The sequence below is a fragment of the Dysgonomonas termitidis genome (assembly GCF_054657735.1).
Window position 1 is genome coordinate 470,950 of record NZ_BAAHYD010000001.1, and the last position, 13,100, is coordinate 484,049.

Below are 13,100 nucleotides of genomic sequence, written 5' to 3' on the forward strand. Positions count from 1 at the left end.
GGTAGTTCCGGTGTCCTGTTTATCCTGCATAAATTTGTCTTACCGGATATATAACAAAAACAAAGAGGCTACCAAAAGTTTAGCGACAACGGGCACCTCTTTGTAATATACATCCTAAAACGGAATATATTATGACAATGACAAATGTAGAAAATTTTAACCGGAAAACAATGTCGAGCCGTGAAATTGCGGAGCTGACAGGGAAAAACCATCAACACGTGTTGCGGGATTGCGATAAGCTGAATGAACATTATGAGAATTTACATTTACCCAAAATTGGACAGATGTTCAGCATCAGGCAATTACCAAACGGAGGGGAAACGAAGGACAGGTATTTTGAACTATCCAAAATGCAGACTTTCGACTTAATGACGGGTTACAGTATTGAACTGAGGATAAAGGTTAACCGCCGTTGGGAAGAACTCGAAGCTAAGGCCCTCCCCCAATCCGAGGATGAAATGCTGCTTCTTGCCATGAATACCCTGGCAAAGCGTGTGGAGGCTCAAAGGCAGCAGCTCCAAATACTCGGAGGACAGAATGAACAACTGGTTAACGAAGTGAAAGCCTTAGCCCCTAAAGCTGCCTATACGAATGAGGTATTACAATCCACATCCACTTACACGATGACACAGGTAGCCAAAGAACTGGGAATGTCGGCTATTGCCCTGGAACGTGAATTAAAAGACCGGGGCGTCATGTTCAGGCAGTCGGAGCAATGGCTGTTATATGCAAAGTACCAGGACAAAGGTTATACCCGGCCACGGACACATAGCTACGAACGGAAGGATGGTACGAAAGGAACCAACACCATCACCGTATGGACTGAAAAAGGAAGGGCGTTTATCCACCGTTTATTTCAACGGGCCGGAACTGTGTGGTGATAGACACACACCCTCTCTTTAACACATGAAGTAAGGCTTCAACTAACAGGTTATTCCACTTTCCAGACTTTGTTCGCGTTGTCGGAAAATGTTGCCAGCGTTTTTGAACCCTGCCTCAATTGCAGTTTCCCGTCTTTGATCCTGAAGTTGTCGGCGGAATTGAGCGCTCTCAACAAGGCGGCTTCAATATCCATGCCTGAAGTGCAGAATTTACGGGTAGAGGCTATCCCGCTGAAGCTGATCTTATTGTTATCGCGTTTCGCATTCCCGCTGAAACTGTTGCATCCGGTGTTGCCACTGGCCCGGCCATCTATCACCAGGAGTGTCGCCTGTTGTCCGGACGCAGGAACCAGATTCGCGCCGCCATTTTCCGGTTGCACGGATACCAACTGCCATTCCACAGCCGATAGATCCGGTTGCGGGCTGTTGCTCTTAAATAAAGAACATGAACCAAGACTTAATAACAGGAACAGGCCGGCAACCGGTAAAGTACGAAATATAGTTCTCATAGGTTTGAATTAATATATTTTTAAAAAACATTACAGGCAGTAAAAATAATGGTTTTTTTATTTGAAATAAACATACATATTCTAAAAATGTAATGTTTTGTATGGTATTGCCAAATCCGGTTATTTGCAAATATCCGGTGAACCGGATTTTAGCCGCGCCAGAGGTGCAGATACGGCAATCCCAATTATCAGCGAGTACAGGTGAAGTAAAAAATTACTATCCTCTTTTACAAAGCTGACGGACAAAGAAATCACAATACAGCATATATATAGCAGGTACTTCCGTGTATCTGCTATTTTTATATGCTTATGTAATAATGTGATACCCAGGTATAATCCTGTCATTGCATAAACAATGCCGGATATACCGACAGTGGGTTTATCGTACATCGCACCAAAGGAAGCCAGGGCAGAACAACCTAAAGATATACCAAGGAATACCCATTTATTCAGATGCTTCTCCATAGAGGTGTATATTCCGATGAAAGCGAGTGAATTTATCAGTAAATGAAGTACAGACGCATGCTGGAATATGTATGTGAAATGAGTATATAACGGAGATACATTTGTATAGCCTAATTCATTCCCAAAGAATATATACGTTAGTATCAGGATGAGGATAATCAGGTATTTCATGCTTTTAATTTGCACATCGGCACATTAGATAATCAGCACATTAACTTTACTTTCCCAGTAGTTTATAGTACAGGCTTATTGCCCGTGCTTCCGATATGTAAAAACGCGGGGCTTGCTGCTCCGATAATATTTTTGCTGCCTGTGCAGGGGTATAATTGTTTTGCTGCATTATTTCTTTTGCCCGTTTCAATACTTCCGTATGCAGTTGCCTGGATATTTCATTCTTAGGCAGGTTGTTCCCGTTGTTCCTGATGATCTTCATATAGACGCTTAGATGTATATAGAATGACCCTGCCTTTTTATAAATGGCCCTGGACGCTATTCCGGATACTGTCAGGCGAGTGCCTTCTTCTTTCCTTACAGCTTCGCAAGCCTGTAGGAAATCTTTGTTCCTGTCTTCTTCGTAAAATAAGTTAGCCATGAGAAATAATTAATTAAGAATGAAAAATGAAGAATTAAGAATGCAATGTGCCAATATTTTTAAATGAAAAGTGAAGAACGAAAAACGAAGAATAAAGAATGAAAAATATTTTTCACTTATCACTTTTAGTTTTTCACTTTATCTGCTAATTGCTTACCCGGTTTAAAATTCGGGATTTAGGAGGGAACACGGGACTGTATGTAAGGATACTTATTTACATGGTCATTACTTTTTGCATGAAGTACGGCAAAAGCCTTGTTTATTCCATTTTTTTGTTATGCAGAACCGATGGAACTGTATAACTATTAAAAAATATGGCAGAAACAGATGTAACAAATACAGAAAAGCCCGCAGGACGTAAAGGCGTCCTTGCAAAGTTTATGAAAGCAAATCCCGGATTTGAAGGTGAACCGACAGAGGAACAACTATGGGACTTTGCAGGCAATGACTATGCAGGACTGAAAGGGACGCATAAGAAAGTCATGTCGGGACAGCAAGGGCTACATGACTATATCTCCGGAGACCCCCGTTTCGGCGCGGCTATCGGCATGAGCTTCGGTGAAGGGGAAGATAAAATCCCGTTCAACCATGCGCTGGGAAGATTATACGGCCCGGATGCATTCAGCGATGATGAGGATTTTATCAGGGGTACGCAGGAGTATAACCAGGCACAGGCCCAAAGCCGTAAGGAACAGGAAGAAGCGCAGGCGAACTTCCGGGAATCCCTGGAACGGTTCGAACAGTATGTTGCTGACAACCAGTTGCCGGAAGAAAGGAAAAACGCCATTTATGACGGGCTTATGCAACTGGCCGAGAGCTTCCTGATGGGTAATATCCCGACGGAGATATTTGAACTGATAGACAAGGGCCAGACCAGGGACAACGATGTTGAGGAAGCTATCGCAACCGCCGAGATCGAAGGCAGGAACCAAACCATAAAGGCAAAGATGAAAGAGAAAACGGAGCGTCCGGATGGTATTGTGGATATGGGAAGCGGGACAGGGCCGGAAGTAAAAGAACAGGACAGGCAGTTATTCCAGCCACGGCCCGAAAGCGTTTACGACCAGTTGAAGGAGATTAAGAGTTGATGTGCCAATATGCCAATTTGAAAATGTGCCAATGGTACGAAGAGAAAATTATTAAAACGATAAAATAAAAATGATGAAGAGATTTTATGAGAAAATGAAGGACAGCGGATTATTCGTGTTAATAATCATGCTGTTGTGTTCCGTATTCGGGGTGATGGATGCGGGAGCGATGACAGCCGATGTAGCCCCGGCTGTGGAAATAGAGTTCTCGAACGGGAAGCCGCAGGGCGTAGCCGCACATGGGGACGGGGCCAACCGTCATGAGGGGATGTCGGTAGAGTTCACGGAGGATAACGTAGAAAGGCTGCTGCTGGAGCAAATCGACTCGGAGATCGTAAAGATCAACCGTTACAGGTATCCCCTCGATACCATCGCCCGGAGTATAGGCAAAGCCCGTACAAAGAACAGCAAGTCTCAGGTGGTTACTTATTACAGTGTCGCCACCTTACCGTCCGACAGTATAATAACAACCGCATTTGCAGGAGGCAGTGCGCAAACACCCCTTACTTTCGGTGAAGACGGGCAGGACAATGCACTTATAGCTATCAACCAGACCCTGATCGTAAAGGGGGTATTGGGATATAAGGTTAACGGCAAAGCAGGGACAAATGTACAGGATACACGGCCCTTATTGCTGTATGTCGTAGACAGGCACGCGGACGGAAGGCCTATTGTTATTGCCGTGAACGGGCAGGGCGCAGGCTTTACAATCCCGGCCATCCCGGCAGATTCGGAAGTTACCATAGCCGGACGCGCCGCTTCCGAGTTCCAGATACGCACCGATGTCTATAACATCCTGCCGACGCCTTCCAGCCAGTACCTCCAGAAGTTCATCGCGGAAGTGGAAGAATCCACCTTCTTCGAGATGCGCAATAAAGAGGTCAGGTGGACTATTTCGGATATTGTCCAGCAGGCCCTGGATCAGATGCGCAAGGAAACCAACAACTCATACTGGCGTTCATCGGCTGCAATCCGCAATGTCAAGAACAAATACAACAGGAAGCCGGAAGATACCTATTTTACGGAGGGGATATGGACACAGGCGGGAAAAGACCTGGACGCCGCCGGAACAGGCATTACCGCATCCCTGCTTATCGACTGGATGAATGCGGGGTTTAGCGATAACGCCGCCTCCGATACCAAACTGATGATGTGCTCTCCCGACTTTATGGCCGAACTGTGCAAAGCGCCGTTGACACAGAATATGTGGTATGGCTCAAAGAAAGACTTCTTCGGGCTGAAAGTAACCCCCATCGAATCGCCTTTCGGGACGCTCGTGCCTATACTGGATAAGTCGATGGTCGAGGCCGGGTTGCAGGGATGCGCCTATATGCTGGATGCCGACTATATGACAAAATGGACGATGGGATGGCGTTCTGAAAAACTGGATAATGTAAAGAACGGGGAAGCCGATAGCCAGGGCAGGCTGCTGATCGAAGCCAGCGGCCTGACATTATCATTCCCTGACGCCCATGCCAGGTTATATTTAAACCGTTCACAATTCGAAGGATAACAATATGAGGAAAGTATATTTTTCAAAGGATAAGGCCAAAATCGTTTTCGCCGTAAAGTTAAGCGGGGGAGTTAAGAATGTTACGTTCTCGAATTTCGGGGGCTCATACGCTACTTCCTGTAAGGAGGAGCAAAAGGCGATAGAGGACAGTTTTTATTTCAAAAGGGGACTGGTCTATACGGCATCAGGCACTGACGGGGAACAAAGCGAGGAAGAGGAAGAAAGCGGTTCGACGGAAATAGGGCATGTAACCAATATACAGCAGGCAAAGGAACTGCTCCGGTCGAGCCCTTACAATATCCCGTACCAGCAGTTAGGCACTCCGGAGAAAATACTCAGGGCAGCCGGGGAACTGAATATTTCATTTCCGAAGCTCAAATTATAAGGCAGTTTATACACTCAGGTAAAAAGGTAAAGCAGGTATGAAGGCAGAATTTACAGCGCGTGTGATGCAGGTAATGAATGAGACCGGATGGGACGATTCAGGCCCGGAGGCTTTTATAGGTTCGGATACGACAAAGGTGGAAAAGCATATAGGGGCCGTTTTTGCAGATGCATGGCGGAAAGCCGTCAACCTGCTGCCCAGGACATATTTCACCGTCAAAGACTTTTCCGGGCAGGCAATTTCCCCTGATATATCCAAAGGTACGGGATATGTGGTTTTGCCTCCAGACTTTTACAGGCTGGCCTCGTTCAGGATGAAAGGATGGCAAAAGGCGGCCGAGACGCTCTATGACAGTTCCGATCCCATTGCATCTATACAGGCGAACGAATATACGCGCGGGAATATCTGCCGTCCGGTATGCGTGAGGAATATACTTCAAACGGATGAAGGGATAAGCACCGTACTGGAATATTACTCCCTCCCCAAAGGATATAAGCATGAAATATCGGAAGCCCTGTACATACCCGTTACCGCTCCGCTTAGTGACGGTACTGTCATAAGTGACAAGCTGTTTATCCCCCTGGCGTACCTGTGCGCAGGCATGGTGTTCGATCTGTTTGAAAAGCCCGCAATGGCGAAAGTAATGGAAACCAGGGCAATGGAATGTGCTAATACCAATTAGCTAATATGCTAATTATCTAATGTGCCAAACAACGTTCGCCGAAGCGTAGGCGAGGCAATATGCCAATATGAAACAACGTTCGACGGAGTGTAACGTAATCAAAATGTGCCGATGAACAGATGTCAGCAAAATGGATGCGGGGATAGTATCCCTCCTTACGACTTCAATAAAATACCATTGCTCAGGTATCAGAAAAAGCCTGTGGTCTATATCGACGACCTGTATATAAAATATCCGCAGGGGGGAGAGGCAGGGTGGTACGCCCTTGTATTATCGGAAGGCAATTTTGCCTACTGGAATATGGAAGAAGATAAGTGGCGGTTTACAGGTGCAGGCGGGGCATATGTGAACTTCTACACCGATACGCAGATACTGACTTCCGTATCCGGTATAATCCCTATGGGTACGACAACGGTAAGCATATCCGCCTCGGAAACGCTCTCGCTTGTCCGGCTGGAGAAATTAAAGCCCGGTTATGTTATGAGTATCCGTGTACGCAATACTTCGCAGACGCTGGTATTCGTAACCCTGCCTACCTCGGAGGAGTATGAAGTGGACAAGTGGTATCAGGCAGCTATTTATCCGGGTATGGTAACGGAGTTTATTATCCGGTGTTTTGCTCCGGGAAAGTATGCAATAACCTATATCATTCATAAGAAGTCGGAGATAGTCCCTTCACCGGGCAGCGCAGTATATGATGCAGGAGGGAATGTGATATAACAATGGGTCAATTTATTAATGTGCCGATGTGCCAATTTAATTAGCAAATGTCAGATCAGCTAATTAGCAAATGAATAAACTGTCGCTTCGCGCCAATTGGCACATCGGCATATTAAACAATTATAACATTAAAAAATATGGCAACAACAAAACAGATAACGGTAACGGGCGTAACAACCGGCGTAAGCTGGACAGCCTCTTCCAATCAGGCATGGTGTACCCTTACAGGAGGAACCGGTACGGGCAACGGCAGTTTTACAATCGCATGTGCTGCTTACACATCCACATCGGCAGACAGGTCTGCAACGGTAACAGTGACGCCTTCGGACGGGGGAGCCCCGGCAACGGTAGCGGTAACACAGAAAGCGCGGTCGGCTGTAGTGGTAAACCCTACAACAGTCACATTCGATGCTGCGGGGAATGTACTTTCATAATCAATGTGCAGATTAGCAAATATGCCAATATGCCAATGACGCAAGGCGGTGAAATAAAAAAGGTAAGACTGCATAAAAGAGAGATACAGCCTTACCGATTTGAAGTGAAATCCCAGAGAAATTTCGATGTAAATATATGAATAATCAGCGAATGGGCAAATTCAATATGCCGATATGCCAATAAACTAATATGCCAATGATACGGAGTCAGTAATTACCATTGGCACATCGGCACATTTTCAAATTATCACATTAATATATGGCAACAAAGCAAAAGATAATAATAACAGGTATAGAGGACGGTGTAGCCTGGCAGGCTGTCTCCAACCAGGAATGGCTGAAAGTAACGGATATTGTGGCAACTGCCGTTGAAGACTCGTTTAACGTATCGGTAGACCCGAACAGCGCAAGTGAAGTCCGCACGGGAATAGTTACCGTCATCCCTTCCGACAACGGGACAAACGGACTTGTCAATGTATCGCAGCAGGGGGCGGTTATCTATACCCTCTCCATAAGCCCTACGACAAAATCGTCGCCTGCCGCCGGGGAAACCTTCGCTATTACCGTTACAAGCAATACATCATGGACGGTGTCGCTTCCGGGATGGTGCACAGCGAATGTTACAAGCGGTACGGGCAACGGGACAATCAACGTAACGGTAACAGGCAATACAGGCGGTCAGAGAATTGGCAACATCGTTGTCACAGCCGGAACATTAAATGCTGCATGTGCTGTTACACAAGCCGCTTATGTGGCTCCAAATATATCCATAAGCCCTACAACAAGATCGTCACCTGCTGCCGGGGAAACGTTCACTATTACCGTTACAAGCAATACATCATGGACGGTGTCGCTTCCGGGATGGTGTACAGCAAATGTTATGAGTGGTACGGGCAACAGGACAGTCAATGTGACGGTAGCGGGCAATACAGGCTCCCTGCGTACAGGCACTATCACAGCAGTGGCGGGAACGGCGACTGCGACATGTACGCTTGCACAGGACGGGGTTGCCACTAATCCTGTTATAAGCCTTATAAACGGTAATTCACTGGCAACTGTTACTGCTATCGTTGTTCTTTATCCGGGCTCTTATAACTGGAATGATTCGTTTCAGTATAATATTCCTCCGGGGGCTACATATAATAATGTATCCAGGGATCATTCGCACGGTGATTTTATGGCAGGCTCCGACTATATGATCTACTGGAAAGGCGGTGACGGTACCAGCGGTTCGACTTATGCGCCTGACCTGCAAAACGGTTCCGCTTATTCGGTCGGCTGACAATAAAAAAGGTAAGGAATAATGATGAATCATAAAAAAACAGGGGTGTATCGCTACAGCCCTGTTTAACCTTACCATTCTTATTGAATGAATAAAAGAATTTCTCTCGACGCAAAAATATAAAAATGACAGGTGATTAACAAATATACCAATGTGCCAATATGCCAATGGCGCGAAGCGACAATGTCAATTAAAAAAAACTATTGGCCATTAGCTGAAATCATTGGCACACCGGCATATTGAGCAATTATAAAATTTAAATATTATGCTTACGGTTACAACAACAGAAAAACAGGTATTCCTGCAAGTAGACAACTACAGGAAAATACCTTTTTATAAAGGACAGCTCCGTTTCAGGTTATCGGATGGTGGGGACAGGTTCTACGTGTACCTCTGGCCATCGGAAGCACCCCTTATAAATATGTCCATGAGTAAAGGCGTGACTATTGACGGACAGGAATTGACCCCTGAAAATATGGATGGCTTACTTGAAGGAATAGGGGCGGAACAGGGCGGTGGAGGGGTAACGGATCACGGGGAACTGACAGGGCGCGATGAAGCGGATCAGCATCCGATAGGGGCAATAACAGGGTTACAGAATAGTCTGGATGCACTGACTACCATGCAGGGCAACTGGCTCGGCGTTGACTTCGCTACTTATGCCGCCCTGACAGCTTACGATGCGGAGTTAAGCGAAAAGCCTGTCAATAAAACGTGGACATTCGTCAATGCCGATGAAAATCCTGCGGGAGGCAATGGCGCTCAGGCCTGTTACGCATGGCTTATACCTGAAGGTGGCACGGAACCTGAATTGTCTTTCCGTTATAAGATCCTGGTACCGACAACGGAGACAGACCCGGTGTTTACACTCTGGCGTATTGGTGGTGGATTACGTGCAGGAGCTAATTTGGTAGGAACTGGTATATACGGAGTAGGCTTAGGTGCTCAAACAAACTCTAACGGCAATAGTTCAGTTGCTATAGGATATTCTGCAAGTGCTCCGAGTATATATTCGGTAGGTATAGGCAGGTCTGCGGTAGCGAGCGGAGACTATAGCGTAGCCATCGGGGGTGAATCCTCTGCTACGGCTACTAATGAATTTTCTGTCGGCAATGCCAATCGCAAAAGAAAGATTACCAATGTAGCAAATGGGGTAGCCAATGCAGATGCAGCTACAGTAGGCCAGATGAATACCAAATTCCTGGATTATGTAAAACTGGCATCCGCTACAACACAGAAAATAAATTCCGATCTGGCAATAGGTAAGAATAAAGTACTCTACGGAGAGCTGAATGCAGGTCAAGTAATCCCGCTTATAAAATATACTGAGAATCCAGATAAAATAATACATATAGGAAGTACAGGTGCAGCTTTAGTACTTAATAATGGTGTTACTGAAGGACTTGACAAACATATTAATGTTAATGGGCACGATGGCAGTACACTATACTCAGACAAATTAGCTTACCTCAGTGATTTAGATTCTATTAATGAAAATATTGCAGGTCTTGCTACCATGCAGGGGAACTGGCTGGGGCAGAATTTTGACACATATGCGGACTTGGAAGCCTACGAAGTCGCACGCCTGGCAGCCGACCCGCCGCAACCGGTTGCCGATAAAACATGGACGCGCGTAATGAATGATGAAAATTACAGTAATAACCTGACTGTATATGCATGGTTCAACAATGCCGTGACATACCAGTATACGATGGTAATTGACCCACGGAACTTTCAGACGAACAAAATACAGACTTTTGAAATAGCAGATAGTGCTGTAACTACTGTAAAAATAGCGAATAGTGCAGTTACCAGCGAGAAGATTAATAACGGTTCTGTAAATGATTTAAAAATCGGTTTAAGGGATCTTTGGCCGGACCAACCTCTTAATGATATCGTTCCATCGGGTCCTAAACTTTTAACTGCAATACTGCAAGAATTAAAAAGCTATTCAATAGGTCTATTTTCGTTATTTACAAACGGGAAGGCTAATAATGCTGTGCAGGCGGATAAGCTGGCTAAGGCAATAACAATTTCAATGACTGGCGATGCTACGGGATCGGCTTCCTTCGACGGTTCGGCCAATATATCTATACCCGTTAACCTGAATGCGTTGGGGCTTGTTAAAAACGGTGTTGTCAGGATTTCAGGTAACGGTGGCGATTATGCATCGGCTGTAGGGATAGTAAATGCACGCAGGTATTTCAAACTTGTCGATGTGTCCTATACTTCAGCAGGCTGGGACGGCAGGATAATATTCGATGTATTTTACACGCAGGCAGGTGGCGGTGGCGGATGGGGTAACGGGGAAGCGCAGGGAAAAGTAGTTCTCAGGCCGACATGGAATGCCAATGTCTTTGACATCATAAGTACAATATCCGGTGTAGACGATCACGGGATCGTTATTTTGTATAATGAATCTGCAAAAGTATACTCCCTGTATGCGTGTGCTTCCCCCGGTAACTATGACAGTAACCGGCTGTATATAGATATCCGTAATTTATTTGCATGGGCTGCTAACAATGATAACAACAACTTTATGGACAGTATATTCTATGCGTCTTCGGGCTCTTATTCAAGCAATACCGGATTAACACAGGCACAGTTTGACGCGCTGCCGAAAACGGCTGTTAAATGGCTATGGGGTGGATAAAGAAAAAAATAGAAATAAAAATAAAAATTTGATTTGCAAAAATGGAACAGATTAATTTGAATTACAGTGAGATAGCGGTCGGGTTGGTTGCCTTAGCCACCTTTATCAGCTCTACGTTCGTTACCGGCAGGTGGTATCCTAAATTCCGCAGCCGCCGGTGGATAATTACGGTATTCTGGGGCGTCCTCACTGCCTGGTGCGTGATATGCGACGGCGAGCGGATGAAGGAAACGGCCTCCCTGATAGTGGTAGCCTGCGGGGCGGCGCAGAGCATCATCTTTATCCTGGCTTCCACATTCGAGCACCTGAAAATAAACATCGGGAGTAACCTAAGTATAGAAGCCGATAATAAAACAGAAAAGGAGGGTAAAGATGGCGACAGGGAAACAGCAAACTGAATTTGTAAGGACGATATATCCGGCGGCATACCGCTTACACATGGAAAAGCCGGAGGCTTCCATTCATCCGGTATTCGAAACGGCACAGGCAGGACTGGAGAAAGGCTGGCTGCTGGGTGGAAAACTCCCGTACAACCTGTTCGGGATAACTAAGGGTACTAGCTGGGACGGCCCCGTTGAACGGGCTTTGACTACCGAATATTTCGATACCCCGGATAAGAAGTTCGTATATCCGGAACGGGTAGTGTCTGTTACTCCTCACGGAAGCAAATATAAATATTCCGTGTACAGGTACTTTAGAGCTTACAAGTCTTATGAAGAGTGCTTATACGACCATCAGGCGATATTCCGGAAAACGGGTTATGCGGATGCATGGCCTTACCGGGATGAACCCAGGGAGTTCGCAAGGCGGCTGATGGACAGCGAGGGCTGGAAGTATGCAACGGCAGATAATTATGTGCCTGTTATTACCTCGTGTATCGCTATGGTCGAAAAAATAATGAAGAATGAAGAATGAGGAATGAAAACTAAACTAAAAAGCGGGCTTTTTAGTTGCCCGCCCAATCGCTTATTAACACATAATATATTGATGAAAGCCTCACGGCTGCTTATTACCGGGATTCTGGTCTTCCTTATCAACTGATTTATTAGCATAATAAGAAGTTATCCGGACTACAATATATCCCGTAACAGCGCCTATAATAATATGGAGCCCATATTCAGAGATATAATCCGGTATTACTTCCATGATATAGAATTAAACATATGGCAAATTAATCAAAATAAATCCGGACTGGCAAATTATTAAAGCTGTAACAGATTATCAATAATGAAACTAAATAATAAAATATGGATAAAATAAGGATTTATATTATAGCCGGAGCGGTAATAGCATTGCTCTTGCTGATGGGAACGGTTAAAGTTCTCTATGATAAAATGAACAGGGAAAAGGCGGAAAAAGAACTGTATGTAAAAAATACCCGTATTCTCCTGGATACACTACAAACCTACCGGACAAAAGACAGTTTGCATGTAGCCAGCGTGGGTAAACTGGAGTTGAAACTGTCGGAATATGAAAAGTACAGGGCCGGGGACATGAAGCTGATAAGCAGCCTGAAAGCAGATAAGAAGAACCTGGAAAGCGTTGCAACCATGCAGACGCAAACCATATATGAACTGAAAGGCTCTGTCCGTGACAGTATTGTACACCGGGATAAATCTGTTGCCGATACCCTCCGGTGTATAACTATCCGCGATAAGTGGTTCGACATGAACGGCTGCATAAACAAGCTGGATGAGTTTTCCGGAAGATTCGAAAACAGGGACAGCCTTGCTGTTGTAAACCATGTGAAGCAAAAACGCTTTTTAGGCTTCCTCTGGTATTACGGGAAGAAAGAAAGCCGGATCGACGCCGTTTCTAAAAATCCGAATACTAAAATAAAAGGTATAGAATACATAGAAATAAGGGATTGACGGATGAGGTCGCAGACCTTTTTAT

General features: G+C 45.3%; 16 protein-coding genes. 12 read left to right on the plus strand and 4 right to left on the minus strand.

The window, feature by feature from the left end:
- Positions 1-131: 131 nt before the first annotated feature.
- Complete coding sequence (locus ACYQ3L_RS01860) at positions 132-881, plus strand: phage antirepressor KilAC domain-containing protein (protein WP_459952271.1); 750 nt, start codon at positions 132-134, stop codon at positions 879-881.
- Between the two features lie 50 nt (positions 882-931).
- On the opposite strand, the gene ACYQ3L_RS01865 is transcribed toward ACYQ3L_RS01860, so the two are convergent.
- From ACYQ3L_RS01865 to ACYQ3L_RS01875, 3 genes are all read right to left on the minus strand, one after another.
- Positions 932-1,390: an META domain-containing protein gene (locus ACYQ3L_RS01865; RefSeq protein WP_379998508.1), complete on the minus strand. Its 459-nt coding sequence runs from the start codon at positions 1,388-1,390 to the stop codon at positions 932-934.
- Between the two features lie 120 nt (positions 1,391-1,510).
- Entirely contained in the window at positions 1,511-2,026 is a 516-nt protein-coding gene (locus tag ACYQ3L_RS01870; RefSeq protein ID WP_459952272.1) for a rhomboid family intramembrane serine protease, read from the minus strand.
- A 46-nt stretch (positions 2,027-2,072) separates the two neighbouring features.
- Positions 2,073-2,447, minus strand: a complete 375-nt coding sequence (locus ACYQ3L_RS01875) for a hypothetical protein (protein WP_380000950.1) — start codon at positions 2,445-2,447, stop codon at positions 2,073-2,075.
- Between the two features lie 314 nt (positions 2,448-2,761).
- On the opposite strand from ACYQ3L_RS01875, the gene ACYQ3L_RS01880 reads away from it, so the two are divergent.
- From ACYQ3L_RS01880 to ACYQ3L_RS01925, 10 genes are all read left to right on the plus strand, one after another.
- Positions 2,762-3,535 (plus strand): hypothetical protein, encoded by a 774-nt coding sequence (locus tag ACYQ3L_RS01880; RefSeq protein ID WP_459952273.1) that lies wholly within the window; start codon positions 2,762-2,764, stop codon positions 3,533-3,535.
- 70 nt (positions 3,536-3,605) lie between these two features.
- On the plus strand, positions 3,606-5,048 hold the full coding sequence (locus tag ACYQ3L_RS01885; RefSeq protein WP_380002038.1) for an SU10 major capsid protein: 1,443 nt from the start codon (positions 3,606-3,608) through the stop codon (positions 5,046-5,048).
- 4 nt (positions 5,049-5,052) lie between these two features.
- Positions 5,053-5,433 (plus strand): hypothetical protein, encoded by a 381-nt coding sequence (locus ACYQ3L_RS01890; RefSeq protein WP_380002036.1) that lies wholly within the window; start codon positions 5,053-5,055, stop codon positions 5,431-5,433.
- Positions 5,434-5,470: 37 nt separating this feature from the next.
- The gene (locus ACYQ3L_RS01895) at positions 5,471-6,115 is read left to right on the plus strand and encodes a hypothetical protein (protein WP_380002034.1); all 645 of its coding nucleotides are present in this window, start codon (positions 5,471-5,473) and stop codon (positions 6,113-6,115) included.
- Positions 6,116-6,226: 111 nt separating this feature from the next.
- Entirely contained in the window at positions 6,227-6,835 is a 609-nt protein-coding gene (locus ACYQ3L_RS01900; protein WP_380002032.1) for a hypothetical protein, read from the plus strand.
- A 137-nt stretch (positions 6,836-6,972) separates the two neighbouring features.
- Positions 6,973-7,269, plus strand: coding sequence for a BACON domain-containing protein (locus tag ACYQ3L_RS01905; protein ID WP_380002030.1), 297 nt, complete (start codon positions 6,973-6,975; stop codon positions 7,267-7,269).
- A gap of 259 nt (positions 7,270-7,528) precedes the next feature.
- The gene (locus tag ACYQ3L_RS01910; protein ID WP_459952274.1) at positions 7,529-8,551 is read left to right on the plus strand and encodes a BACON domain-containing protein; all 1,023 of its coding nucleotides are present in this window, start codon (positions 7,529-7,531) and stop codon (positions 8,549-8,551) included.
- Between the two features lie 265 nt (positions 8,552-8,816).
- The gene (locus tag ACYQ3L_RS01915; protein WP_459952275.1) at positions 8,817-11,204 is read left to right on the plus strand and encodes a hypothetical protein; all 2,388 of its coding nucleotides are present in this window, start codon (positions 8,817-8,819) and stop codon (positions 11,202-11,204) included.
- A gap of 41 nt (positions 11,205-11,245) precedes the next feature.
- Complete coding sequence (locus ACYQ3L_RS01920) at positions 11,246-11,602, plus strand: hypothetical protein (protein ID WP_380002022.1); 357 nt, start codon at positions 11,246-11,248, stop codon at positions 11,600-11,602.
- Positions 11,577-12,119: a glucosaminidase domain-containing protein gene (locus ACYQ3L_RS01925; RefSeq protein ID WP_380002020.1), complete on the plus strand. Its 543-nt coding sequence runs from the start codon at positions 11,577-11,579 to the stop codon at positions 12,117-12,119. The genes ACYQ3L_RS01920 and ACYQ3L_RS01925 overlap by 26 nt, the downstream gene beginning before the upstream one ends.
- An 81-nt stretch (positions 12,120-12,200) precedes the next feature.
- On the opposite strand, the gene ACYQ3L_RS01930 is transcribed toward ACYQ3L_RS01925, so the two are convergent.
- Positions 12,201-12,350 carry a hypothetical protein gene (locus ACYQ3L_RS01930; protein ID WP_459952276.1) on the minus strand — a complete coding sequence of 50 codons (150 nt, stop codon included), beginning with the start codon at positions 12,348-12,350 and terminating at the stop codon, positions 12,201-12,203.
- 101 nt (positions 12,351-12,451) lie between these two features.
- On the opposite strand from ACYQ3L_RS01930, the gene ACYQ3L_RS01935 reads away from it, so the two are divergent.
- Positions 12,452-13,075, plus strand: a complete 624-nt coding sequence (locus ACYQ3L_RS01935) for a DUF6549 family protein (protein ID WP_459952277.1) — start codon at positions 12,452-12,454, stop codon at positions 13,073-13,075.
- The last annotated feature ends 25 nt before the right edge of the window (positions 13,076-13,100 follow it).

Excerpts from the sequence above, each read along its gene's own strand:
- ACYQ3L_RS01860 (WP_459952271.1), top strand. The coding sequence starts at position 132 with ATGACAATGACAAATGTAGAAAATTTTAACCGGAAAACAATGTCGAGC.
- ACYQ3L_RS01865 (WP_379998508.1), bottom strand. The coding sequence starts at position 1,390 with ATGAGAACTATATTTCGTACTTTACCGGTTGCCGGCCTGTTCCTGTTA.
- ACYQ3L_RS01870 (WP_459952272.1), bottom strand. The coding sequence starts at position 2,026 with ATGAAATACCTGATTATCCTCATCCTGATACTAACGTATATATTCTTT.
- ACYQ3L_RS01875 (WP_380000950.1), bottom strand. The coding sequence starts at position 2,447 with ATGGCTAACTTATTTTACGAAGAAGACAGGAACAAAGATTTCCTACAG.
- ACYQ3L_RS01880 (WP_459952273.1), top strand. The coding sequence starts at position 2,762 with ATGGCAGAAACAGATGTAACAAATACAGAAAAGCCCGCAGGACGTAAA.
- ACYQ3L_RS01885 (WP_380002038.1), top strand. The coding sequence starts at position 3,606 with ATGATGAAGAGATTTTATGAGAAAATGAAGGACAGCGGATTATTCGTG.
- ACYQ3L_RS01890 (WP_380002036.1), top strand. The coding sequence starts at position 5,053 with ATGAGGAAAGTATATTTTTCAAAGGATAAGGCCAAAATCGTTTTCGCC.
- ACYQ3L_RS01895 (WP_380002034.1), top strand. The coding sequence starts at position 5,471 with ATGAAGGCAGAATTTACAGCGCGTGTGATGCAGGTAATGAATGAGACC.
- ACYQ3L_RS01900 (WP_380002032.1), top strand. The coding sequence starts at position 6,227 with ATGAACAGATGTCAGCAAAATGGATGCGGGGATAGTATCCCTCCTTAC.
- ACYQ3L_RS01905 (WP_380002030.1), top strand. The coding sequence starts at position 6,973 with ATGGCAACAACAAAACAGATAACGGTAACGGGCGTAACAACCGGCGTA.
- ACYQ3L_RS01910 (WP_459952274.1), top strand. The coding sequence starts at position 7,529 with ATGGCAACAAAGCAAAAGATAATAATAACAGGTATAGAGGACGGTGTA.
- ACYQ3L_RS01915 (WP_459952275.1), top strand. The coding sequence starts at position 8,817 with ATGCTTACGGTTACAACAACAGAAAAACAGGTATTCCTGCAAGTAGAC.
- ACYQ3L_RS01920 (WP_380002022.1), top strand. The coding sequence starts at position 11,246 with ATGGAACAGATTAATTTGAATTACAGTGAGATAGCGGTCGGGTTGGTT.
- ACYQ3L_RS01925 (WP_380002020.1), top strand. The coding sequence starts at position 11,577 with ATGGCGACAGGGAAACAGCAAACTGAATTTGTAAGGACGATATATCCG.
- ACYQ3L_RS01930 (WP_459952276.1), bottom strand. The coding sequence starts at position 12,350 with ATGGAAGTAATACCGGATTATATCTCTGAATATGGGCTCCATATTATT.
- ACYQ3L_RS01935 (WP_459952277.1), top strand. The coding sequence starts at position 12,452 with ATGGATAAAATAAGGATTTATATTATAGCCGGAGCGGTAATAGCATTG.